Source organism: Paenibacillus polymyxa (genome assembly GCF_018614975.1).
Lineage (GTDB): Bacteria > Bacillota > Bacilli > Paenibacillales > Paenibacillaceae > Paenibacillus > Paenibacillus polymyxa_E.
In genome coordinates, this window is record NZ_JAGGNR010000046.1 from 17,689 (window position 1) to 38,934 (window position 21,246).

A 21,246-nucleotide genomic window follows, 5' to 3' on the forward strand; every position below is an offset into this window, starting at 1 on the left:
AATACCTGCTCGAAAATTCCTACAGCAGACCAAGGCTCCGTCAGGAGCCGCTGCTTGAATAATATGTTATACGACGGAATCACTTCTGGAATTTGCTCTCTATGGATTTTCTTCCTTCAGCTACTCTCAGACCTGTTTATAGTTCTTACTATCAAGTGTATTGTTGAGAGGTAGATATAAAAAATCCAACTCAACCAAAGCGCACCGTAATCTTTCTTTTGTTTATCATTATGATGTCTGATGGCAAAATTATTTGCAATATTATAAAGTTCAGACTCATCTTTAGATAACATATGCTCTTTAATTTGTGGTCTTAAGTATTCTAAAACATCAGATAAATCTCTCACTGCATCTTTTCTTTCATTTAAACTAGCACGATATCTTCGGAATTTCAAAATAGCAATTTCTACTCTGTTATCAACATTACTCAAATCATATTCCGGAATTTTAGCTTCTAACAGAAAATTCAGACCCTTATCTCCTAATAAAAGAATTTCACCATCGTTTGACAACTCATAGCCCTGTTTATAATCTCTCAAAATTTCATTAATCTCTACTTTGAATTCCTCTTGGCCTAAATTTTTATCAAATTCATAATAATGCCATCCACAATCGCTCCAATCGTGGTATGTACCTTCAATAGGTTTTGAGACAAGATCAAAGAGTACTTCTATCACATCAAATATATCATCATCAGAGTAACTCATATAAAAGTCATCTATAGGCCAAATGCTATGTTTGCGGAGTTTCCTCAAAAAATCCCCTTCAATATCACTTCCACACGTTCCAGAAATCAATCCTGCATCTACACACATTTTTCCAAATGCCTCTTGATAATACTCTTTCTCATGAAAAAAATGATAAATTCTAAAAATCAGTTCTCTGAGTGTTTCAATGGGAAAGTTCTCTCCTGTATTTTTTCCATTACGTGCAGAGAAATACTGCCGTTTAGTCATTAACATTCACCCTTCTTGTTACTGTTGTATACCTAGCTCTATCAAATTTCTTTGTTTAACTGTTTAGATTCTGTCGTATAACGTTCTCGCATTCACCAACCCAAGAACCTTAAGTCCCAAAGGAGTGACCGTGACGCGATTAAGGTTCGCAGGGTTGTCACCTGATTCCGCTCCCTCGAAATACATCTCGGTGACCGAACAACCGTAAGGCTGCGAACGTGAATGCTATGTTATGTGGAGTCCTAGTCTTCTTGAGTTGGCTTAATATAATCAATGAATCTTGAAGCAACAAACGCCAGTACCACAATTTCAAAGGCTTTTGAAATAACTACATGAACCATATATAGCAGTTGAATTGAGTTTTCGTCTGTAATAATACTTCTGTAGTCATCTATTGTCTTACTGACAGGTAGAGAATAGATAAGAGAATAACTAAAATAAATTGATTCAAAAAGTGTAATATTCTCTGCCTTAGATACAATCCCCCAAAATGCATAAATTAAAGCAAATACTAAATGGGGTATTGTAATAAAATAAACTAAATAAAAAAGTAGCCTCAGTCTCTCTAATATTGCATTATTAGTACTTTCATAAAGTATCTTCCTTATACCCTTAATTGCACTAGTTATCAAAATAAAAAACAAAACTAAACTTGCACTGGTGATTACTGAGTAGAATAAAATCCATCCCCAACTATCATGTTTATTATAAAATATTGGATAAGCATAGTATGCAATTACTGCAAGCAATAATTGAAATAACGGTGAAAGGTATAAAAATAATTTAAAAGGTCCTTTCAGAAATAACACAATAATAACTGGAAGGAATACTGCTAGTAAACTTAAAATAAATGATAGTATGCTTTGCAATATCATATTCAGTTCTCCCTGTTACTAGGATTTCACATAACCCTGTATTCAATGAACCCCAAAGGGGGTGTCTGCTGAAATGCCTATTCGAAATTCTTCCACAGACCAAGGCTCCGAAGGAGCTGCTGCTTGAATATTATGTTAGTTGATGTTCGACACTTCTTGATATCGCACTCAAAATTTATACTTTAGAATCGATATATTGCAAAATACTTCTGAATAAATTTATTACAAGTTTAGCTTCAGGCTCTCCTATGATTTGTTCATTAGGGTGAGAGTATGATCTATTGTTTCTTATCCCATTTAAATTTTCTAAAAGCTTCCCAATTGCATTGATAATTTGATTGATAGGAAGATGGCTTTCTGCATTATCTATCAGAATACTCGGATGTTCTTGTTTCAACTTACTCCAATAGTCTTGTATTTTTGGATTGTTTTCAGTAATCGTAAGCCCTGCATTATTACAAGTTTCTTTTAAATATCCATGTAAGGCAGTATGCGCCCGATCGACAGCACTTCTACAATCATGTTCCGAAATCAATGTCTGACAGTGGTCTAATGTCTCTTGTACAAATTGGTAATTATACGTTAAATCTTGTACGGCAAGTAATCCTTTGCCCTTTAAATCAGGTATCCATGATAACATGCTTGCATGAATTCTTTGTTTTTGTTTGAATTCTCCTTCAGTTAAATGCCCATCAGTAAACCGATCCTCAAAATGTTCTAAAGGATATTTGTCGATTACTCCTTGTATAATTTTTGACTGAACTAATGGATCTGCTTGAGATAATATTGCTATAAATTTTTCTCTTGTTGTTCCACTAAATTCATTAGGATCAATATCTAAGCCACAATATGCAGGATAGAATTCAGCGTGAGAGGCGTATGAAAAGTTTCCTAAGTAGCCACCGCTGACTCCAATATAAGCGACCACACTATTCACTTCTTTTCCACTCAATCTTTCCATAATTGATCAACTCCAAAATCTCTATTTATCGGTTTGTCGAATTTCAACTAACATCTAAGCAATGTACTTCGTAAATACCACACTGCCTGCCTGATATCTGACTACGTATATGATAACCCATGCGGTGATACTTGCGAAGAAAAAATTGGAGAAAAAGGGAGATTTATTAATTCTTTTCATTCTCCGTATCCATACGATCCAATGGCCTTTTAATACGCTGAATATTTTTCGTACTAACATGAGTATATCGCTCAGTTGTTCGTGCACCCGTATGACCAAATAGCCCCCCCTGAATGTATCTTAGATCTGTCCGTTTTCCAGCAAATGAGTGGCGAAAGAGTGTCTCAGAGTTTATTTTAAGAGACAAAAAATAGGATGATCTTGATCCCCCTTCAATATCCCAAGGCACAAGTTACCAAAGGGCATACTAACAAAAAGACAACAGTCCCCAATAAGGAACTGCTGCCTTTACTCCTTTTAATTGACCCCACTTAATATTTCACTTATCTATAGAAGTCATCCACGAGCCATTGCAATGCTTTGAATATTCAGCGTTTAATCTTCTAAACATACAAATTCCATCCCACAATAAAAGCAGCCAAGATGAAAGCCGAGATGCCAGACATAATGTACATCACCTCTTGCTTTTTACTATAACTGCTCTTCCGCAGTTTGAACATAAGCAAGCCAAGATATGCCACTGCTAGAACCACATAAAGTAGGTTAAACATTAAATTGATCCGTATTGAAGAATGAGCGGGATAATTTGGAAGTCTCGTGTGTATGATGAAAATATTAAGAGGAAGTACCGCACCTGCAACATTAATTGCAAGATGATATTTATTAAAATCTATCCGAGGATTTCCTCGTTTATTTCGATTGTAAAATAGCATCCGAATAAATAGACGAGCAAAGCAGTCACACTGAAAAGAATGGCTAGTATAACAGGAATAAAAGATATTACAATCAAGTTCACCTTCCATTTCGATACAGGCAAATAATCCATGTAAGGAGTGAAGGAAATTTTTTCAACCACGCCATTATGCTCGACCACATTATAAAGACTACTTAACTCAGCTTTTGAAAATTTGGTTATATCAAGCTGCCTGAATAAATTAGTAAATCTAGATGCTGCCCGTCGTGCGGATTGAAAATATCCTCCCCCCTCCGAAGTAACTCTATTAGAATTGACGTTATCACCGAAAATCTCTTTAGTAAGTCCGTAATAATAAATTTCCTCAAAAGATTGATTTGTCATGACCACCATCCCAAATTTAGATTCGGGATCAAAGACAAGTTTGCTGGAAAACCCTTTCAGATTCCCCTCATGCATCAGTGTAGGCACCCAGTATTCCATCTCAACGAACCCATGTGCAAATCGCGGAGTAGAGGTCCCGTCATAATAGAGACTTGTCGACAACATTTCGTTCAACGTATCCCTGTTCTTGAATAATACATTGCTATCATCTACTGGCATCAGCGCTGCAAGAAATTTGCCTAAATCTTCTGCTGTCCCTATGGCTGCCCCTGTAGGATAAAACGTTACGTATACTCTGTTCTCAGGGATCAGTTTCAAATCTTTCGTATACCCTTCAATCTCATTTCTTCTATGTACTAGGTCTGGATGATCTTGCCCCGTTGGATGAATTGAAGTGTCGTTCATATGAAGCGGTTCGAAAATATGTTGATTGACATATTCATAAAAAGGTTGTCCACTTATCTCTTCCACAATGTAACCAGCTAGACCAACGCCGTAGTTCGAATAACCCACTATGCTATTCGGTTTGTATATCTGTTTCGGCTCATTTTTACGCAGCGTTTCTCCTAATTCTAACGTTTCATCCTCGGAGTAATAAAACACCTCGGCCGCTGTTTGATCTTCCCAACCCGCATTGTGATGCATCAGGTTCAATAGGGTAATTGGATCATCGTATTTCAGCTTTTTGAAAAATCCCTCTGGCAGATATTCTTGGATATCCGTCTCCAAATCAAGCTTTCCTTGTTCGACAAGCTGCATCACACTTGTATAGACCAACAGTTTCGAGATTGAAGCCCATTCAAACACAGTAGAGGTATCCGCCTTTCGCTGATTCTCAATATCCGCGTAACCATATGCTTTATTCACAATGGTTTCACCATCTTTGATAGCCACAACCGAAACGGCAGCGGTGTACTTCTCATACGAGGCTACATAAGCATCAATCGTCTCCTCTAAATTGGATAAAGGAATCCTGGATGGTGTAGTCTCCACCTGTTTCTCTTCGGCGTGGCAGGTAACGCTATTGCCATAATGATAAATATGAATGAAAGAACACAAGCGATTACTTTGTTAACAGTCTTATATCCACGATTCATCTGCATTAGCTTCTCTCCTTTTATATTAAATGTTAATTGCATCTCTTGTTTTCACGTATGCGTTTTCAAAAGAGTCCACACGAATCTAAGTTATTTCACCAATGCAATTACACTCCATTTAGGAGCGATATGTAATTTGATTATTCCTTCATCGTCAATATCCGGTTCAACATACCAATAAAATAATCGATTGGAGCGAACGATTTTACGTTTATATTTTTTTCTTACGCCCATAACTCACCTCGCATATTTCTTTTTATTTTGATCGCAGTATTTGGTCATTTAACCAAGACACAGCTAAAGTAGCTTTTGGGATCTGATATTAAAATCATACTAAGATTAAGGAGTGTTACTTTTATAGAAATCAATTCCTCTATCAAAAATTTCGATCTCTCGTTTTTTTATGTCCGGTAATGTCTCGCTATGCTTTACAATATGATGTATATTATCTGCTATAGACTCTGCTTTATGAATTCCCACATATCCTGGTACGAGTTCATTAAGATAATGGAAGTATCTCATTTGAGGTTCAATCATGCGCAGATGTTTATCAAAATTTCTTCTGGATCTTGTCTGATCCATCTCCTTTCGCTTGCGCAGTTCATCTTCTTCTGCCCAGAATAGTACATATGCATCCGGTAATGATATTTCATTCTTCAATAGCTTACCTCTAAAAAAGTCCGCTGTTTCATCTAAAGATAGGTGCTCATAACCATATATCCAGCTGTACCACATCTTAAATACATCGCCATCCAAAATCACATACTCATGTTGTTGATTCTTCTCATATGCTATATGCCATCTATCGATTTGTCTCTCCAGCAACCACATCATAAGTTCCCTACCTTCAAGTTGAGGAGATTCAAACAGAAGCCCTGTTTCTGGAACAATAAATGCATCATACTGTGTAGCAAACTGTTGACAAGTGGTACTTTTACCTACTGAACTGGCACCTTCGAGACACATTATCGTCATTGAAATAAATTACCTCCTCATATTACTCACAAAATGATTAATCAACCTTCACTGGCTCTTAAGCGATCATGTTGAATTTCATTTTAGACTATGTATTGTAGATTTCTTTGATCTTTAGCCATGTTTCATACCAAACTGTTTTTCGTTTAAGAGGTTTTATCACCTTCATTTGGACTTCTTTTCTTTTCAAATAAACCGTGCCATCCACTTCAATGAGTCTATCGTCAAATGAAAACACCATATCCTTGCTGTCTGTGTGATAGTGGTTCTCTCTAGTTTCTGACCACTCCGCTTTTTCAATAGAATGTCGTTTTCTCATTATTTAAGATCCTCCTTTAAGGAAAACACCACTATTTTCAGCAAGAAGGATGCCTGTCCCACAACATAAACAATTTATCCGATATTGATTAGCCTTAAGGTTCATTTATTCCTACGACTTGTTCAATGGCTATATTAAATTCTTTAACATTAATGTCTAACTTCATGATTTCTTCTTTATCAAGCCCTTTGGTATCTAATCTAAACGTACCTGTCAGTGCTTCCGAAGTATCACCATCAATTTTCTCATTTATGTCCAATTTAATGTCTCTATCCATTAATCGCTCCTGAATTTCCTTACTTATAATCGGTTCAACTGTTTTTAGAATTATTGATTTATTGGTTCTATTCCGAAGATTGAAATTGTATGTTACAACTGTTATACCTTCATCTTCTTTGCTTTCTCCCAGTCCGATTGAAATCGAGTTTATGATCAACCCGTCCTCAACAATTTCATCCGTCTTTAAACTGCTTGAACCACAACCACTTAGGGCTAGTATTATCAAAAGAAATAGCAAAATCATTAAACGCTTTTGATTCTTCATTTTGGAAACTCCTTTAATTTTTTCTCTTCATTTTTTAAGATCTATATTTGCAAGTTCAAGTGCGACCGCTAAACTAATCTGCGGATATTTCCTAAATCGATTTAATTGTCTAACTGTTTGCTTTCAATTATAGGTTCAATATTGGGGTTGTAACCATCGATTTCCACACTTGCAATTGTATCGTTATTAATGATACTAACATCAATTGTCACTTCATCAGGAAGTTTCGGATAACGTTCCTGTATTCACGACCCGACGTATGTCGGGTGTCCGGCGACTGCCGGGCCAAGGACGAATGTCCGCAGCGTGAATATTATGTTAGGTGATGTCCTACTCTTCTTTGAGTCTTCTATCATCAAGTCTTAACTATAAATGTATAAGTCAAAATCAATTTCTGCCCCTAAATCATAAATGAACTTTATAGTGTCTTTGTTTAGATACATGGCTGGCTTTGCATTGTTCTCAATATTAATTACGACTTCAAACTTACATTCAAGATTGTGCTTTCTAATTAATCTTATTACTTGATCTTTTTGATCCTGAATCAGATCTATAACCTTATCAATCTGATCATTAATATCCAAAGATTCTTCGTATTCTGTGGCTATTTCCCAACATGTTTCCTTACGAAATAGATCTCTTCGCACAGGATCGCCTTTTAGCCAGGTTCCTGTAGGAGTGATTAACAATGTATTTGTAATTATATTGGGGTCAAATTGTTCTCCAAATATGCTGAATTCGACTTTCACATTTGTTCTTTCCATATTGAAGTTCTCCTCAATTTATATGTCTAAAAACGCGTCCTCCTTGCTTACATGTTGTGCCAATGCTAGTGTTCCCGCACTAGTATGCATTTTGTCTCCGGTTTCAATATTGTCCTTCACAAGAATAGGTATACCATGAAGAGCTCCTCTACTATCCGTACGAATCCACTCTATATCGAGCGCCTCTGCTATGAAGATAGCATCCGGATTAATTTCCATAATGGCATTAATATGGGGACCATTCTGATCATATATTGCAATACGGGATAAACAATAAAACTCTAATCTATCACCTAGTTTAAAGCAACTAAGAATCTAATAGATTTTCATTTTTCGTCTTTACGTTGATTTCCGATAACGCCTGTATTCATGACCCAGCCTATGCTGGGTGCCCAGCGAATGCCCGATGCGTAAATATCATGTTAAATTTATTCTACGCCGCTGTCCTTGATCTGCTTGCTGATATTCAGGCGAAAGGCAGAACAATTCAGCCATATCTACTTCTATACAAATGAATTGCGGCTTGTTCAATCTGTCTTAGGACAACGAATAAGATTCCCTGAACTTACTCAGAAGGTCCTTGAAACCCGATCTGACATTTAACGTTCGTGTAAAAGCCCACTAGACTTATCTAATGGGCTTACGCTGTGGAATCGCAAATAATAGTCATTTATAGAATTTGACCGCCCACCATCGTCCAGAGAACCTGATATTCATCATCCAATAGGACCAGGTCGGCATCGAAACCAGAGGAAATTTCACCCTTTTGTTGAAATCCAAGAATATTGGCCGGTGTAGTTGAAGCCATCTGTACGGCATCTATCAAGGGAATTCCGGTTTCGACAGTATAACGTAAGGCTTCATTCATGGTAACTGTACTGGAGGCCAGTGTTCCATCCTCCAGTCTTGCAATGCCACCCGATACCGTGACATGATGGCCTCCAAATAGATAATTCCCATCGCCCATACCCATTGCTTGTAAAGCATCTGTGATCAAGACCATTCCTTCCGGTCCTTTCAGGTTATGTATCAGTCGAATAATAGCAGGATGCAGATGGACATTATCCACAATAGCTTGAAGACTTACATGTTTCTCTTCAAAAGCAGCCACGATCAGACCCGGATCTCGATGATGGATCGGCCGCATGCCATTAAAACAATGCGTAACATGACTGGCACCTGATGTAAAGGCTTGTTTGGCTTCCTCATATGTGGCATCCGAATGAGCGATCGCTATAACTACTCCCTGTTCTTTCAAAAAGGAAATCAAGTCCATTCCTCCCGGCAGCTCGGGCGCAATAGTAACCATCTTAATGAGTGACCCTGCTTCCTGGAAAATGATCTTCATTTCTTCTATGTTGGGATGCCGCAAATACTTTTCATTCTGCATTCCTTTTCGCTTCGGGTTCAGATACGGTCCCTCTAAGTGAATCCCTGCGATCTTTGCTCCCACTTCTTGTCCTATTACACGCTTGACACTACGAATCATTTCCAGAAGATCCTCCATCGTAGAACTAACAGATGTAGCCAGAAATGAGGTACACCCCGTTAAAGCACATTGGCGTGAAACTTCTTGAATACTCTCTTCAGTACCGTCCATCATATCAAAGCCATTGGCACCGTGGATATGAACATCTATCATCCCAGGTACTAGCAAATGTCCTCTCCCATCAATCCGTTCATACTCTCCTTCTAGCGTAGGAAGATCACCTGTGTCTATCCTCATAATTTCCCCTTCAGAAATCCACACATTGGCTGATGGAACGATACGGTTGCGAAGTGCCATTTGTACATTATGCAAAATATAATACATAAAAACCCTCCTCTTCCCTATGGTTATCAGTCTTGCTTTCGAACCTCTTCATTTTCTTCCTGACACTCAATAACAGTGATGTTCTTCTGATCCAGAACTTCTCTGATCTCACTCGGGAGTTCCAGATTTGTGACTAAAATGTCAACGAAATCAAAGTCCAGCCGATGAATAGATTTGCCAATAAATTTTGTGTGATCGGCTACTACGATAACCTGATCAGATCTTCTGGCCATTTCTTTCTTTACCCGGGCATCTTCTTCATATGGATAATAGAGTCCATCAGACCGGATCGCTGATGCTCCAATGAAGGCTTTATCAGCACGAATTTCACTTAGTTTATCGATAATGGAAGAGCCATATAAAAAGCGGTGCTTTACATTCAAGTAACCACCGAGTATATAGATTTGGAGATCCTCTCGATTGGACAAGATCCCTACGTTATCAATGGAGTGCGTGACCACCGTGCAATTTTTTGCGCTAATTTGTTCCGCTACAAATTGCACCGTGGTTGATACGTCTAAAATCACAGTCTCATGGTCTTGGATAAGTTTTGCCCCAAACTTCCCTATTTTTTTCTTACTCTCGGATTCATCAATCAAACGATCCTGATAAGACAGCATTTCTTTCTGTAACTCAGGTAACGATAGCCCCCCATGAGTTCGAATCACAACGCCTTCTTGTACTAATCTAACAATATCCCTTCGTGCAGTATCCCTTGATACTTCAAACAGCGTACATATATCTGTAACACTCATCGATTGGTGTTGTTTCAAGTATTCGAGTATCTTTAACAATCTTTCCTCTTGATACACAATACATGCACCTCCTTTAAGTAATTATAAGCATAATCTTGATTGTTTGCAAGTTATTATAAGTAAATATTAAGTTGGTGTAAGTATTTACTCCTGACCGTTCAATAAAAAAAGACGTTAGCCAGATGAATTTACATCCGTTAACGTCTTCATAAGTTAAGATTTACTGCTAAGAAAAAATTAATGAATGGATTTCGGAGCCGATTTTTATCAGCTAATGTAAGAGCGATTTGATATTTGTCTAAAATACTGTATTTAGCTGTCCTTGGTATACCTAGTTCCCACATTGAGTTAATTAATTCTCTTTTCTTCGGTTTCAATCTCTTATTGTTATTAGATTCTCATCTTTTATGTTGGAGAAAAATTCATTTATTGTAGCTTTTGAAATAACCAACTGTACACAATAGTGCGCCTGTAACATAAGATTCATATTGAATTCGAGCAGCTACATCACTACTGTTGTTTTTATTTTTCTCCACTTGTAAAGCATTCCTTGCCAAAAACACTGCAGAATATGGTTAAAAGAAAAATCCTTTTTTCACTGGCATCCCCTCTCCGGTTTCAAGTGTTTGAATAACATGATCTCTTTTTTCACTGTCTACCATGAGGGGATAATACCAATGAGTTGTCACCTCTATGACATGGGGGCAGCCCATCCTTTTACCATTAAGCCTACAACTTTCTAGCTTTGATCACAAAAGTGACGGGAAACATCTTCGCTCTTTGCGCAAGATCACTGTCCTCGCCCTGCAGCCTCATGATTTCTTCGTCGGTTTCTTCCACCATCTGCTCGATTGCGAACCCGGCTTTTGCCAACGCATTGATGTAGGCGGACATCTTGCGGTCGGATAAAGTGAGTTCACCGTGGACAAACTCGGGAGCCACGGCGCACCAGGATTCATCGAAATAACTTTTACCGAACACGAACTTTCCGTTCTCTTCGATGACGCATCTATGAATGGGATGAGACCAGCTGAAAATGAAGATACCGTCTTTTTTGAGATAGGAAGCAATCCGGCTGAACGTTCCTTCGAGGTCGGTGGTCCAGCCTATCGCATAGATGGAGTACACATAGTCAAAGTATTCCGTCGGTATACCGCATTCTTCTTCCATGGGTGAGCAGATCAGCCTCGCCGAAATTCCGCGCTCCGCCAGATGCTGCCGTGCCTTCTCAATCTGCTGCGCGGATAAATCGATGCCCCATATTTCAGCTGCCTGCCGCTCACCTTGATACTGCAGGGATTGACCGTTTCCACAGCCGATCTCCAGTACCTTTGTCCCAGAGACATCTCCAAACAGACGGTATTTCGCTTCCGAGACAAACGCTCCGTACAGAGGAAGCACGATCGCGCCTAAAAACTCATTTCCTCTTGTATCCCAATAGGAACGATTAATGTGATGAATCTTGTCCGTATTGATCGCAATAACCTCCGTCAGCGTAAAGCTGTATTTCTATAAATCCTTCATTCTATCTTACCGTTATTGCCACATTGCCTTTCTTGCGCCCGGTATCCACATATCTGTGGGCCTCCACAATTTCATCAAGAGCATAGGTTCGATCGATGATCGGTTTAAGTTTGTTTTCCTCGATCAACTCTTTGAGAAAGAGTAAATCGGCTGCTTCCATTTTCGGAAGTCGACTGTTGTTTAGAAAGACACCATTGGGCGTTAAGATTTTTTGGCATTGTGAGGGTTTGGCTTTTATTACCGCATCATAAACAATATCGTATTTGGTTTCTGAGGAACCTCATGGTCTTTTGGTTTCGGCTTTCCCACCTCTTTCATCTGCAGCACTTCTGGCGGTCCGTAATTTGTGTAAATCACAGCTTTCATATGAACCCTCCTATTTCTTAGTGTTTCACTGCCTGGTTCCATGATCGTTGTTAATACATCTGCAGTCCATACAATTGAGCCTGTTTTTACCGTTCGAATTTGTTGGGCCATGTTTTTGATTGATGCCGACTTCAATTTATATTCTGCAGGAATTGCTTTTAGTGCTTTGGTCTGATAAATGGATGTATTGAATCGCGTTTTCCAAATGGAACAGGATCTATTTCGATTGTTTGAAGCCAGCTTACACTGTTTTTAAGATCTTCATAACTAACTCGAAATGCTAGATTTCTGAGGGATGGATGATAAGACGTTTTATATTCTCCTCCCCCATCTTGTCGGTTTCAGATAACTTATCTGTATTCACAAACCCTTAGTCACGACAACAGCCCACCTATAGCGGTCAACATTGGGTGGGTTGTTATATTGGAATAACTTTTTTATTCTCTTAACCTTCCATATTAAATGCTTCACTATAGATTTCACGCAGCTTAGTGGAGTTATCATGCCACTGAATGGGTTTACCATTGATGATTTGCACCAATACATCCAGACACCTATGCCATCCTACGGCAGTATTCACTGCCCATGAATCATCGTTAAACGTATGGGTAAAGATCATTCGACACCCTTTATCTTCTGCCTGCAATGAAATGTTAATCAGATCATCAACTTCACGGAAACCAAATACATATGGCTTCTCTAGCTCAGTAATGGTCCCCTCATATGTCGTTCCTTCACCATCATCGAAGGCAATCCTGCCACCAATTCTCAGATCCATCTCTCCTATTGCGAAAGGATACCATCGGGCGAAGGAACTAGGCTTTGTGATCACAAGGAAAACATCTTCTGGATTTTGATGAAGAAATCGTTCAAACCTCAAAGCATAACGACCGTTTGACTCATGTAATGTACCATAATCACTCATCATTAGATCCTCCTTCTTTCATCACACATATCCATCTTCAGGTTCACCAACATCAAAACCCAACACTTTTGACGCTTCCAACTTAAATGTCTCTATCCAAGATATCCAATCATCGTTATTCATCTGTGCATAAAATGATAATCCACTAGGCTCAACGGATGCTTCAATAAAAACATCATCCTCTTCAGACCCGAACCAATATGGAATTCCACTTTTATAACCCATCCACCCTGGCATACACTCATATACTTTAGAAACTTTATCCCACACCTCATCAGGCAGGTCATAACTTATATTTAGGTTGCAATGATGAGAATTTATGTTGTTCATTTACATTCTCTCCTTCCACCTTAGACGTATATGAAGATATACCTCTAGTTTTATGTAAAATACCACACTCTTCAATTACTTGATCAAAGATGTATCTCTTGGTCTTTATACACTTTTTTCGTTATCATTTTTGTATATTTTAATCTCGTGATTTCCACTAGGTCATTAGGTTGCATCATATTCAGGATATGACTATCTTTGATTAAAACTTTGCTATTACCTCGTCCCAATCCTTTAACTATAATGATATTTTTATTCTTCTTCACATCTACAATTTGCCCAATTGTTATGAACTGCTCTTGTTTCTTGAGATCAAGGTATGTTACAAGACCAAGTATACAAAATATAAAAAAGCAAAAAGTTGATAATGCAGTTGTCCATGCAGGAGGATGATACGCTAAGTATCTGGTAGTTAATTGAATTCCTATTATAAAAATAAATAAAACGATGAGTAGCAACTGCTTTTTTAATTTTCCTTTAACTTTTTCGTTCATAGTTTCTCCTTCTAAGTCGATTTCACCATAGCCGTTCAAAAGAGTTTTATTTCAAAATTCACTTATGTAACTCTAATCTCTTCAAGTCAATAATAAACCCTTGTTGTTTCAGAATATCCAATCCGAGAAGACCTTTGTGATCTTTAGGCAATATGCCTACATCGATCTCTATATTCTCAATGCTGTTTGTGCCTATTACAATCCTGTCCATGATTTTGGTGTAGAAAGGAATACTCCCTCCAATTCCGTATGCTTCAAAAATTGAATCCCCTGTTTCATAAGTCACGCCGATTTCCTCTAAAACATCAGGACTAATGATCGTATGTGAATATCCAGTGTCTATAATGACATCATCTATTTTCAGTGTTCTTCCTCTGAATGTAACGGTAAGTGACGTTGTAATTAGCTGTCCATCATAGTTAATTTTCATTCGTATTACGTCTCACTCTCATAAATGGATCTTTACGGAGATGAATCACAAAGTCTTGATTCGAAGTATGATATACAACGTTACCAGGCTCTACTCGAAAAAACTATTTATTCGCATCTTGTTCTGATACGGTGCGAATTGGTGCAACTTCATCTACGATTTTTTTGTTATCTTCCTCATGATAATGATTGATAGAAACCAAAACAAATTTGTCAGGGAACAGTTCTCTAACCTCTTGCCATTTCATGTGTTATACCTCCTGTTATTCGTATTTGTTCAACTTACTATCATTTTAACATATAGGTTAGTCAAAATAGTCAACGGCTCGGCGACAGGCGAGTCTCATTAAAGTCTAATCTCACCTTTTCTAGGAGCAACTCATAAACTGCTTAGGCTACAGAAGCATTCAAAGGAGCCTAGAAGTAAAAAACAAATTGAAAATTCTCAACCTTAGATGAGTAAAGAAAACAACGCCCCGTCTTTTTAAACGAGCGTTGCTTTTCATTGTGCTTAAATGTTAGCTTTTCCTAGTTCACAACCAGCGATTATCACCTTATTTTATAGCATCGTAAAGCTCTGTCATTCGGTCTGCTAATTCCGATTGCGGCTCCATCCGCTGATTATTCATAGTGGTAGGCGTCATATTTAACATTTTTTTCCCCTGCTCAAACATAGTGACATAGAACAAAACCCCCGTTGTATCTTCTTGGTCAGGATCAATTACGATTTTTAAGTGGCGAACCTTTTCAATCCATTCCTTAATTAGTGCTTGATCTGTAGTTGTTTTTTTAGTGCCATCACTGCTCATCATTCTAATAGAATCAACCTGTGTAATATCCCCGGGATAGAAGGTTTCTAATTCTTTTGGTTCTTTGCTTACTTCCACCTGATCGGACTGATTAGAAATTTGGCAGCTGCTAAGAATCAAGATCAACAATGAAGCACAAATTAAGGTGTAAAGTGAATATTTCTTCATCATATTCCTCCTCAATCTTTAAAGAAATTTCATTTGAATTGTTCGGTCTTGTTTAATAAAAAAAACGCTGGGTATGACCAGCGTTTTTACTTAACCCAACTTTTTTAATCTTTGATTTTCCACATATCAGTAACCGAACCATACTGCCCTAATAAAAGGTAAACATTAACTCCTGTGCTTTCCCAATTGTCATGTACAATTGCATATTGAGGGTTTGACCAGTCACTGGTATCTGTGTATGTCTCATAACCAACCAAATTCACTAAATGACCTCCCTCTGAACCGTCAGAGTATCCATAGTTCACTAGACGTAAAAATGGAGGAGTTTTAGCATTAACTTCGGATTTCATTTTATTAAAAGTTGGTGATGAATCCCATGTTGTAGTGAAGTCCGAGTAGCCTTTCTCGGAGGTATATGAGTTCATCCCTGGAGCAATTTTATTAGAATATACTCCGTATCTATCATTGTGGCTCATTAGTACACCTAGACGATCAGCAACATTTTTCCATAAACCACTAGATGATAAGTTCGTATAACCTTGATTCCGCCAGTACATAATTACATTGGCACCAGCCGTTGGAACACAGTCGTTACCCATACTAGTATTATCATTTTGTTGATAATCAGGCACTCCATTAACAAAACCATATTCATAATTAATAATTGTATTAATACTAACATCATTATTTAATGATTGGCTTTCACTTGAAGGAGCTGCATCCAATACATCTGCTGCCTTCAACCTGTTAACTTTTATATCTTCCAATGAATCAGCTTCAAAGGTCTGATCTGCACTTAATTCTTCGAATGTATTGCTATCAACTTTGTTTGCGTAAAAAAGTGGGCCAAAGTAATAAAGATTGTTTTCATCCTCGCCTTGACCTGGATAGACATCTCCCGTAGCAAATTCAATGAGAAGTCCAGAGTTATTATCAATGATAAAATATCCCGCTATGCCACTTTCTCTTTGTAAAACTACAAGAGATTTAGTGATTTCTTCATTCTCATCTTTCATTCCAATAATTTTACCGGCGGTAACTCCTTCAAATTCCGTATGTCCTAGCTGTATACGTTCTTCAATTTTTTGGTTTGCAATATTTAAAATATCTTTACTCGCCGTTGTAGAATCCGCTGCAAACGCGCTAGGTACAAGAAGGGTAAACGCTAAAACTGCTGAAAGTGTTAATCTCGCAATTTTTTTCAATTGAATGCCTCCGTATCTTATTATAATTGGCGTGTAGCTGGATACTCATAGAGTATCAATTGCAACCCCCCCCCTTTCATAGAAATGCACGAGTGACTCGCCAAAAAAACTTTTTTTTCCATTCTTGGTGTATATCTATACAAACGCAGCAAAACACCAAAAGTTACAGTGATATTTTGAAATTAACAAAAAAATCTGGTTATACAAAGTCAACTAAATGTCGGTTCACCGCAAAGGTATACCTTTGCGGTACAACAAAAAACGAATATAGGACCGCTAATCACACATTGATGTAGACTTTGGTCTCAATATGATACATCTCTGTTTGGAGAAGCTCTCCACTAATTCAATGAATTCTGAATATATGGTAAATAGGGGGAGTCTCAATCATAACTCCCTCTCAAGCCAACAACGCCTGCTCAATCTGATCCACAATCCCATTAATCCCCATCGGCCCATAGCACCCAATCCAGGTCGCTGCATCCACCGAATGCACTTGCTGTTGCTCACCCCCACCAAGCATCCCCAAGACCCGCTGCTCTGTCGCAGATATCCCATCCTGCATAAGCTCATTACTCAGCAAAAAGTAGTGGCTAGCTTGTACTGCAGGTAATCTCTCAACTGAAATATGATAGGCCGTGTCGGTGGTATCTGCCACAAACAACGGAACGGGTAGACCCAGATCCCGGTACAGCACAGCGCCTGTTCGATGAGCAGCAGAATGGACGCGCACGAGGGAATCCAGTGGACGAATCAATGCCACACTTTTTCCTACTAGTACAGAGGACAATTCCTCGGATAGCAAAGCTGTTCGGCGATGATAATCTGCGATAATCTGCTTGGCCTCTGCTCGCTTGCCTGTCAGTTCACCGAATAGACTCAGGATGGTCTGCCAGTTTTCATTACGCTTGAACATGAGCACTGGAGCGATCTGGCTTAACCGTTCAAGATGCTGATCATGCACCTCGGTGCAAATAATCAGATCCGGCGCAAGTCGCTCTACCGCCGGAAGATCAGGGTATTCATACGTACCAAGTAATGCTGTATGCTGGAGTCCTGCCCGGAGTGATTGAGGGAACGTTAACACGGTACTTCCTAGTCCGACACTTCCTACCGGAGACAAGCCCAGTGCAAGCAAATGATCAGCATATTGCACATCAAGAACAGCGATACGCTGTGGTATTTCGGTGACGGTGTACTCCCCGCGCATATGGCAGATGACCGGGCCTTCGGCTGATTCATAGGAAGAAGCTGTGCGATGTTGCAGCAAAGCATTCGCATAGTCTGCATCTCTTCTCGAAGCGGCGGCATGCCGGTAGTGTAGCGGTGGAACGCCATTATATTTTTTAAATGCCCTACTGAAATAATACATGTCGCGGTAGCCCATTTTGTCAGCAATCTCCCCAATGGACGCATCCGTATGACGCAGCATGCGTGAGGCACTTTCCATACGCAGCTGGATGACGTATTCCATCGGTCCAAGCTGCTTCTCTTGTTTGAACCGTCGCTGCAATTGTCTTACACTACAGCCCGCTAGGGCTGCCAGCTCTTTTAGCTCCACGTTCTGACGATAGTGCGATGTGATATAAGAAGCGACTACATCCACCATGTCGGACTCGGCTCCCCCTTGACCACGTTCATACTCCATGATCAGCTCGTATATCATTCCCTGGAGCAAAGCGTTGGCATAGAAACGTTCCAGTCCTTCACCGCGGCGCCATTTGGCAAGGATTTTTTCGGCGTTTTCGATCCATTCCGCATGGGTTGCCGAGTTTTGAACAAATGACCTGCGCAGCGGGTGCTTGCGATATGAAGGTACAACAAGAGAGGCTCCCTCTATGGAAAAAGCCTTGTACATAATGACAATATAATGAATGTCCTCTGATCTGGCCGTCAGCGTAAAGGATGATCCCTTCACCACATGACAGGCAAAAGAAGCTCCAATGTGGCAACCCTCACCATCCATTGCAAGCTCCCCTTCCCCTCCATATGCCAGCAGCAGCACATTTGAAGTTAAATCCGTTTCGTGTAAAACGCTACCTGTCTGCAAAGTACCGCTATCCCCGTCAAGCATCTTGATCGTCGTATCACTCCATAGACTTGTCTGTTCTTGCAGCGGCATTTCTCTCATCTCCTGACAATAGCAATGGTAAAATTGTTGCTGTTGTCATTGTAGTTGAGATTCTTTCTCAATGTCAATTTTCGGACATTTGAGACAATATTCCCCTGACATCTGGTAATAGAAACAACAGGTGATCCGCTCACTTTTGGCAACATGCACATTGTCCTTACAATCGGTGAAGCGGGTTAAGGGATTCTTCCTCACACCAAACACTTGTCCGGATGCCACCTGCGTCAGATAAGAAAAGTCCTCTCGGATGATCTTACTTTCCTGCTCTGTCTCGGCTTCATCAGGAGCGAATAGTCGGCCAATTCGTACCATAATATTCTCCCAGAGAATGCTCATCGAAAGAGGCGCAATCGCAGCAAGTGTCTTTAACAGAGGTGTCAGCTGTACCGCAAACATCTCCTGGACCGCTTTTTCCCGCCATACGTTCCTGTCTCCAGTCAGTTCTTCAGCCTGAAGTCCATTCACCGCTAGAAAAGGAAATCGTGTGCCTCCCTCATGATCTGAGAGCGCCGGATGATAGAGAAAGCTGTTCTCCAGCTGAAACGAAACATGCTGATGATGAAAAGTCATCGCGGTCACCAGCGGAGCCGTCCACAGATAACCAATACGTTTGGCTAACATCGAAGCGGCAACCTTCATGTCAGGCGCATCGATATACTCCTGAAACCAGCTGATATACTCTCGACACGCCTCTTCGTCATGCAACTCACTTAAAGCAATGGTACGGACACTATGTTCAGGCGGCTCACCAAGCAAAATCGAATGATCCTCTACCGTCTCTTTCCATAAGTCTGTCGAGAGATATGGGTTCATATTAGTTCGATCCGAGCAGGGCTTCCGATGCCTGATCTACAATCAGATTAATCGCAAGCGGTCCATAATAAGCGATCCAAAGTGTTGAGTTTACGTCATACGTGCGGTTATTTTTCACAGCATCTAGGGACTTCCACACGGGATTACTCACCATAGCTTCTGCCTCTGCCGCAAACAGTTCATCCGACAGCACAAAATAACGATCTGCCCCGATCTCAGGCACTTTTTCCATCGAGATTTCTACGGAACCATCTTCATTAATCTCCTGTACCACAGCAGGCATCTTCAGTCCCAAGTCATTGTACATAATACCGCCGATGCGATGCTCAATACCGTGAACACGAATTCCTTCTTTTCGTGGACGAATGATCGCCACCGTTTCATCGCCCAGCTTCTCTGACAATTTTGTCTTCAGCCCGGCAATTTTGTTTTCATACGCTGTACGCACTTTCTCTGCCTCGTCCTGCTTGTCTGTAATCTTAGCAACTGTGGCTAACGTATCACGCCAGTCTTCGTAGAAGTCGAGTACCAGGGTAGGTGCAATTTTGCTTACACTTTCATACTGTTTCTCCTGGAAGTCGGTCATGATGATCAGATCCGGGTCGAGTGCAACAATGGCTTCCAGGTTAGGCTCGTCCCGTGTACCCAGAACTTCTACGCCATTCGGCTGGTCTCCTAAATATTCTGGAAAATCGGTATTCCCTCCTGCAATAACACTTCCTGCTGGCTTCTCGCCAATCGCTAACATCTGATCCAAAAACTTAACATCGAGAATTGCAATTCTCTTCGGTTTTTCGTTTAGAGTGATGTCACCCTTCATACCCTTGATCGTTACAGGAAAAGCTCCGTCCGTCTGCGTTTCCGCATTCGCAGGTGTCTCCGCTGGCGTTGCAGCAGATTGTTTACCGCTATCTGTACCTGTTCCGGCACCGCAAGCCGTCAGGACCAAAATAAGGGCCAACATCAAGCCCATAAGTAATCGTGATTTGTGCGCAGCATATGCCTTGCTTCCGGCAGCCTGCCTCTTTGTTCCTTGATTCATGATGAATCCCCCTTATGGTTAATACTGATAATGATTTTCATTATCGAAACATAAAGAGAGTATATACGATCTCCGTATCGTGTTACCATGTACTTTTGCGACATTTCAGTCGGACTAATGCGACATCGCGAATCACTTATCCGCCCTTTAACTTTTCTGCAATGTACGCTTGCAATCGGTAGATGTCTGAAAGAAGCTCCTCTTCCTCTGGTGTATTCCCATACTCCCCTAACCAGCGTGGTGTGCGAATATGCCACTCATTAGAAATGTATTGCTGTCCATCCCGATACTCTAAAATATGTCCCAGGAAATATTCTAGTGAGCCGAGGGATTGTTTACTGCTATCATTAATGATGGATTGTGTTTTTTCGATGATCACCTGCAACATATGTTGGATATGGTCTTCTGGATTCATAGCTTTAGTTTCCATACGTAACCTCCCCTATCTCTATACAAAAAAATGAATTAGTATATTATTCAAATGAGCCTCTTAATGCTAAACGTAGAATTCTGTTCTTATTGAACACAAGGAATCGATGCCCAATGAGTATTGAGACATCGATTCCTATCATCTAATTATGGAGGTGAATCATGAGTATGCGACCAAGCATGAAGTATGGCATTATTGTTGGCGTAGTTTTTATTATTGTTGTTCCTATTATCATTGGATTTTCACGCGTGTTGAATAACCAA

23 protein-coding genes and 3 pseudogenes are annotated in these 21,246 nt (G+C 39.8%); all 26 read right to left on the reverse strand.

What is annotated here, in order from left to right; translation table 11 throughout:
- Nucleotides 1–116: 116 nt before the first annotated feature.
- A complete protein-coding gene (locus J7E78_RS25870) occupies nucleotides 117–956 on the reverse strand; it encodes a hypothetical protein (RefSeq protein WP_215079276.1) in 840 nt (279 codons plus the stop codon).
- Nucleotides 957–1,198: 242 nt separating this feature from the next.
- Complete coding sequence (locus J7E78_RS25875; RefSeq protein WP_215079278.1) at nucleotides 1,199–1,831, reverse strand: hypothetical protein; 633 nt, start codon at nucleotides 1,829–1,831, stop codon at nucleotides 1,199–1,201.
- 175 nt (nucleotides 1,832–2,006) lie between these two features.
- Complete coding sequence (locus J7E78_RS25880; protein WP_215079281.1) at nucleotides 2,007–2,792, reverse strand: abortive infection family protein; 786 nt, start codon at nucleotides 2,790–2,792, stop codon at nucleotides 2,007–2,009.
- A gap of 850 nt (nucleotides 2,793–3,642) precedes the next feature.
- Nucleotides 3,643–5,043, reverse strand: coding sequence for a serine hydrolase domain-containing protein (locus J7E78_RS25885; RefSeq protein ID WP_311518049.1), 1,401 nt, complete (start codon nucleotides 5,041–5,043; stop codon nucleotides 3,643–3,645).
- Between the two features lie 443 nt (nucleotides 5,044–5,486).
- Nucleotides 5,487–6,122 (reverse strand): ATP-binding protein, encoded by a 636-nt coding sequence (locus J7E78_RS25890; protein ID WP_215079284.1) that lies wholly within the window; start codon nucleotides 6,120–6,122, stop codon nucleotides 5,487–5,489.
- A gap of 88 nt (nucleotides 6,123–6,210) precedes the next feature.
- A complete protein-coding gene (locus J7E78_RS25895; protein WP_215079287.1) occupies nucleotides 6,211–6,441 on the reverse strand; it encodes a hypothetical protein in 231 nt (76 codons plus the stop codon).
- A 94-nt stretch (nucleotides 6,442–6,535) separates the two neighbouring features.
- Nucleotides 6,536–6,985 (reverse strand): hypothetical protein, encoded by a 450-nt coding sequence (locus J7E78_RS25900; protein ID WP_215079289.1) that lies wholly within the window; start codon nucleotides 6,983–6,985, stop codon nucleotides 6,536–6,538.
- Nucleotides 6,986–7,347: 362 nt separating this feature from the next.
- Nucleotides 7,348–7,749 carry a DUF4279 domain-containing protein gene (locus J7E78_RS25905; RefSeq protein ID WP_215079291.1) on the reverse strand — a complete coding sequence of 134 codons (402 nt, stop codon included), beginning with the start codon at nucleotides 7,747–7,749 and terminating at the stop codon, nucleotides 7,348–7,350.
- A gap of 27 nt (nucleotides 7,750–7,776) precedes the next feature.
- Nucleotides 7,777–8,064: pseudogene (locus J7E78_RS25910) on the reverse strand (amidase family protein); the annotation flags it as partial.
- Nucleotides 8,065–8,419: 355 nt separating this feature from the next.
- A complete protein-coding gene (gene nagA, locus J7E78_RS25915; protein WP_215079293.1) occupies nucleotides 8,420–9,562 on the reverse strand; it encodes an N-acetylglucosamine-6-phosphate deacetylase in 1,143 nt (380 codons plus the stop codon).
- Nucleotides 9,563–9,588: 26 nt separating this feature from the next.
- Nucleotides 9,589–10,374 carry a DeoR/GlpR family DNA-binding transcription regulator gene (locus tag J7E78_RS25920; protein ID WP_179282962.1) on the reverse strand — a complete coding sequence of 262 codons (786 nt, stop codon included), beginning with the start codon at nucleotides 10,372–10,374 and terminating at the stop codon, nucleotides 9,589–9,591.
- Between the two features lie 672 nt (nucleotides 10,375–11,046).
- Nucleotides 11,047–11,811, reverse strand: coding sequence for a class I SAM-dependent methyltransferase (locus tag J7E78_RS25925; protein ID WP_251035273.1), 765 nt, complete (start codon nucleotides 11,809–11,811; stop codon nucleotides 11,047–11,049).
- A 31-nt stretch (nucleotides 11,812–11,842) separates the two neighbouring features.
- The gene (locus J7E78_RS25930) at nucleotides 11,843–12,001 is read right to left on the reverse strand and encodes a zinc-binding dehydrogenase (RefSeq protein WP_215079296.1); all 159 of its coding nucleotides are present in this window, start codon (nucleotides 11,999–12,001) and stop codon (nucleotides 11,843–11,845) included.
- A gap of 77 nt (nucleotides 12,002–12,078) precedes the next feature.
- Nucleotides 12,079–12,207, reverse strand: coding sequence for a hypothetical protein (locus J7E78_RS29755; protein WP_285229472.1), 129 nt, complete (start codon nucleotides 12,205–12,207; stop codon nucleotides 12,079–12,081).
- A 167-nt stretch (nucleotides 12,208–12,374) separates the two neighbouring features.
- Nucleotides 12,375–12,533 (reverse strand): annotated as a pseudogene (locus tag J7E78_RS29560) (VOC family protein); the annotation flags it as partial.
- A 119-nt stretch (nucleotides 12,534–12,652) separates the two neighbouring features.
- Complete coding sequence (locus J7E78_RS25935; protein WP_311518050.1) at nucleotides 12,653–13,135, reverse strand: SRPBCC family protein; 483 nt, start codon at nucleotides 13,133–13,135, stop codon at nucleotides 12,653–12,655.
- An 18-nt stretch (nucleotides 13,136–13,153) separates the two neighbouring features.
- Nucleotides 13,154–13,462 carry a hypothetical protein gene (locus tag J7E78_RS25940; RefSeq protein ID WP_215079298.1) on the reverse strand — a complete coding sequence of 103 codons (309 nt, stop codon included), beginning with the start codon at nucleotides 13,460–13,462 and terminating at the stop codon, nucleotides 13,154–13,156.
- 83 nt (nucleotides 13,463–13,545) lie between these two features.
- Entirely contained in the window at nucleotides 13,546–13,956 is a 411-nt protein-coding gene (locus J7E78_RS25945) for a hypothetical protein (protein ID WP_215079300.1), read from the reverse strand.
- Nucleotides 13,957–14,014: 58 nt separating this feature from the next.
- Nucleotides 14,015–14,386 carry a retropepsin-like aspartic protease gene (locus J7E78_RS25950; protein WP_215079302.1) on the reverse strand — a complete coding sequence of 124 codons (372 nt, stop codon included), beginning with the start codon at nucleotides 14,384–14,386 and terminating at the stop codon, nucleotides 14,015–14,017.
- A pseudogene (locus tag J7E78_RS25955) lies at nucleotides 14,376–14,633 on the reverse strand (hypothetical protein). The gene J7E78_RS25950 and the pseudogene J7E78_RS25955 overlap by 11 nt, the downstream one beginning before the upstream one ends.
- 306 nt (nucleotides 14,634–14,939) lie before the next feature.
- A complete protein-coding gene (locus tag J7E78_RS25960; RefSeq protein WP_215079304.1) occupies nucleotides 14,940–15,365 on the reverse strand; it encodes a hypothetical protein in 426 nt (141 codons plus the stop codon).
- A 101-nt stretch (nucleotides 15,366–15,466) separates the two neighbouring features.
- Entirely contained in the window at nucleotides 15,467–16,567 is a 1,101-nt protein-coding gene (locus J7E78_RS25965; RefSeq protein ID WP_215079306.1) for a cysteine peptidase family C39 domain-containing protein, read from the reverse strand.
- Between the two features lie 400 nt (nucleotides 16,568–16,967).
- Entirely contained in the window at nucleotides 16,968–18,689 is a 1,722-nt protein-coding gene (locus tag J7E78_RS25970) for a helix-turn-helix domain-containing protein (RefSeq protein WP_215079309.1), read from the reverse strand.
- Nucleotides 18,690–18,734: 45 nt separating this feature from the next.
- Nucleotides 18,735–19,511: an IucA/IucC family C-terminal-domain containing protein gene (locus J7E78_RS25975; RefSeq protein WP_215079311.1), complete on the reverse strand. Its 777-nt coding sequence runs from the start codon at nucleotides 19,509–19,511 to the stop codon at nucleotides 18,735–18,737.
- 1 nt (nucleotide 19,512) lies between these two features.
- Entirely contained in the window at nucleotides 19,513–20,553 is a 1,041-nt protein-coding gene (locus J7E78_RS25980) for an ABC transporter substrate-binding protein (RefSeq protein WP_215079313.1), read from the reverse strand.
- Nucleotides 20,554–20,689: 136 nt separating this feature from the next.
- Complete coding sequence (locus J7E78_RS25985) at nucleotides 20,690–20,983, reverse strand: hypothetical protein (RefSeq protein ID WP_215079315.1); 294 nt, start codon at nucleotides 20,981–20,983, stop codon at nucleotides 20,690–20,692.
- Nucleotides 20,984–21,246: the final 263 nt, after the last annotated feature.

Bases quoted from the DNA above. Each gene is read 5' to 3' on its own strand.
- J7E78_RS25895 (WP_215079287.1), bottom strand. From the start codon at position 6,441: ATGAGAAAACGACATTCTATTGAAAAAGCGGAGTGGTCAGAAACTAGA.
- J7E78_RS25905 (WP_215079291.1), bottom strand. From the start codon at position 7,749: ATGGAAAGAACAAATGTGAAAGTCGAATTCAGCATATTTGGAGAACAA.
- J7E78_RS25960 (WP_215079304.1), bottom strand. From the start codon at position 15,365: ATGATGAAGAAATATTCACTTTACACCTTAATTTGTGCTTCATTGTTG.
- J7E78_RS25970 (WP_215079309.1), bottom strand. From the start codon at position 18,689: ATGCCGCTGCAAGAACAGACAAGTCTATGGAGTGATACGACGATCAAG.
- J7E78_RS25940 (WP_215079298.1), bottom strand. From the start codon at position 13,462: ATGAACAACATAAATTCTCATCATTGCAACCTAAATATAAGTTATGAC.
- J7E78_RS25900 (WP_215079289.1), bottom strand. From the start codon at position 6,985: ATGAAGAATCAAAAGCGTTTAATGATTTTGCTATTTCTTTTGATAATA.
- J7E78_RS25980 (WP_215079313.1), bottom strand. From the start codon at position 20,553: ATGAATCAAGGAACAAAGAGGCAGGCTGCCGGAAGCAAGGCATATGCT.
- nagA (WP_215079293.1), bottom strand. From the start codon at position 9,562: ATGTATTATATTTTGCATAATGTACAAATGGCACTTCGCAACCGTATC.
- J7E78_RS25950 (WP_215079302.1), bottom strand. From the start codon at position 14,386: ATGAAAATTAACTATGATGGACAGCTAATTACAACGTCACTTACCGTT.
- J7E78_RS25870 (WP_215079276.1), bottom strand. From the start codon at position 956: ATGACTAAACGGCAGTATTTCTCTGCACGTAATGGAAAAAATACAGGA.
- J7E78_RS25935 (WP_311518050.1), bottom strand. From the start codon at position 13,135: ATGATGAGTGATTATGGTACATTACATGAGTCAAACGGTCGTTATGCT.
- J7E78_RS29755 (WP_285229472.1), bottom strand. From the start codon at position 12,207: ATGAAAGCTGTGATTTACACAAATTACGGACCGCCAGAAGTGCTGCAG.
- J7E78_RS25890 (WP_215079284.1), bottom strand. From the start codon at position 6,122: ATGACGATAATGTGTCTCGAAGGTGCCAGTTCAGTAGGTAAAAGTACC.
- J7E78_RS25930 (WP_215079296.1), bottom strand. From the start codon at position 12,001: ATGGAAGCAGCCGATTTACTCTTTCTCAAAGAGTTGATCGAGGAAAAC.
- J7E78_RS25875 (WP_215079278.1), bottom strand. From the start codon at position 1,831: ATGATATTGCAAAGCATACTATCATTTATTTTAAGTTTACTAGCAGTA.
- J7E78_RS25985 (WP_215079315.1), bottom strand. From the start codon at position 20,983: ATGGAAACTAAAGCTATGAATCCAGAAGACCATATCCAACATATGTTG.
- J7E78_RS25945 (WP_215079300.1), bottom strand. From the start codon at position 13,956: ATGAACGAAAAAGTTAAAGGAAAATTAAAAAAGCAGTTGCTACTCATC.
- J7E78_RS25975 (WP_215079311.1), bottom strand. From the start codon at position 19,511: ATGAACCCATATCTCTCGACAGACTTATGGAAAGAGACGGTAGAGGAT.
- J7E78_RS25880 (WP_215079281.1), bottom strand. From the start codon at position 2,792: ATGGAAAGATTGAGTGGAAAAGAAGTGAATAGTGTGGTCGCTTATATT.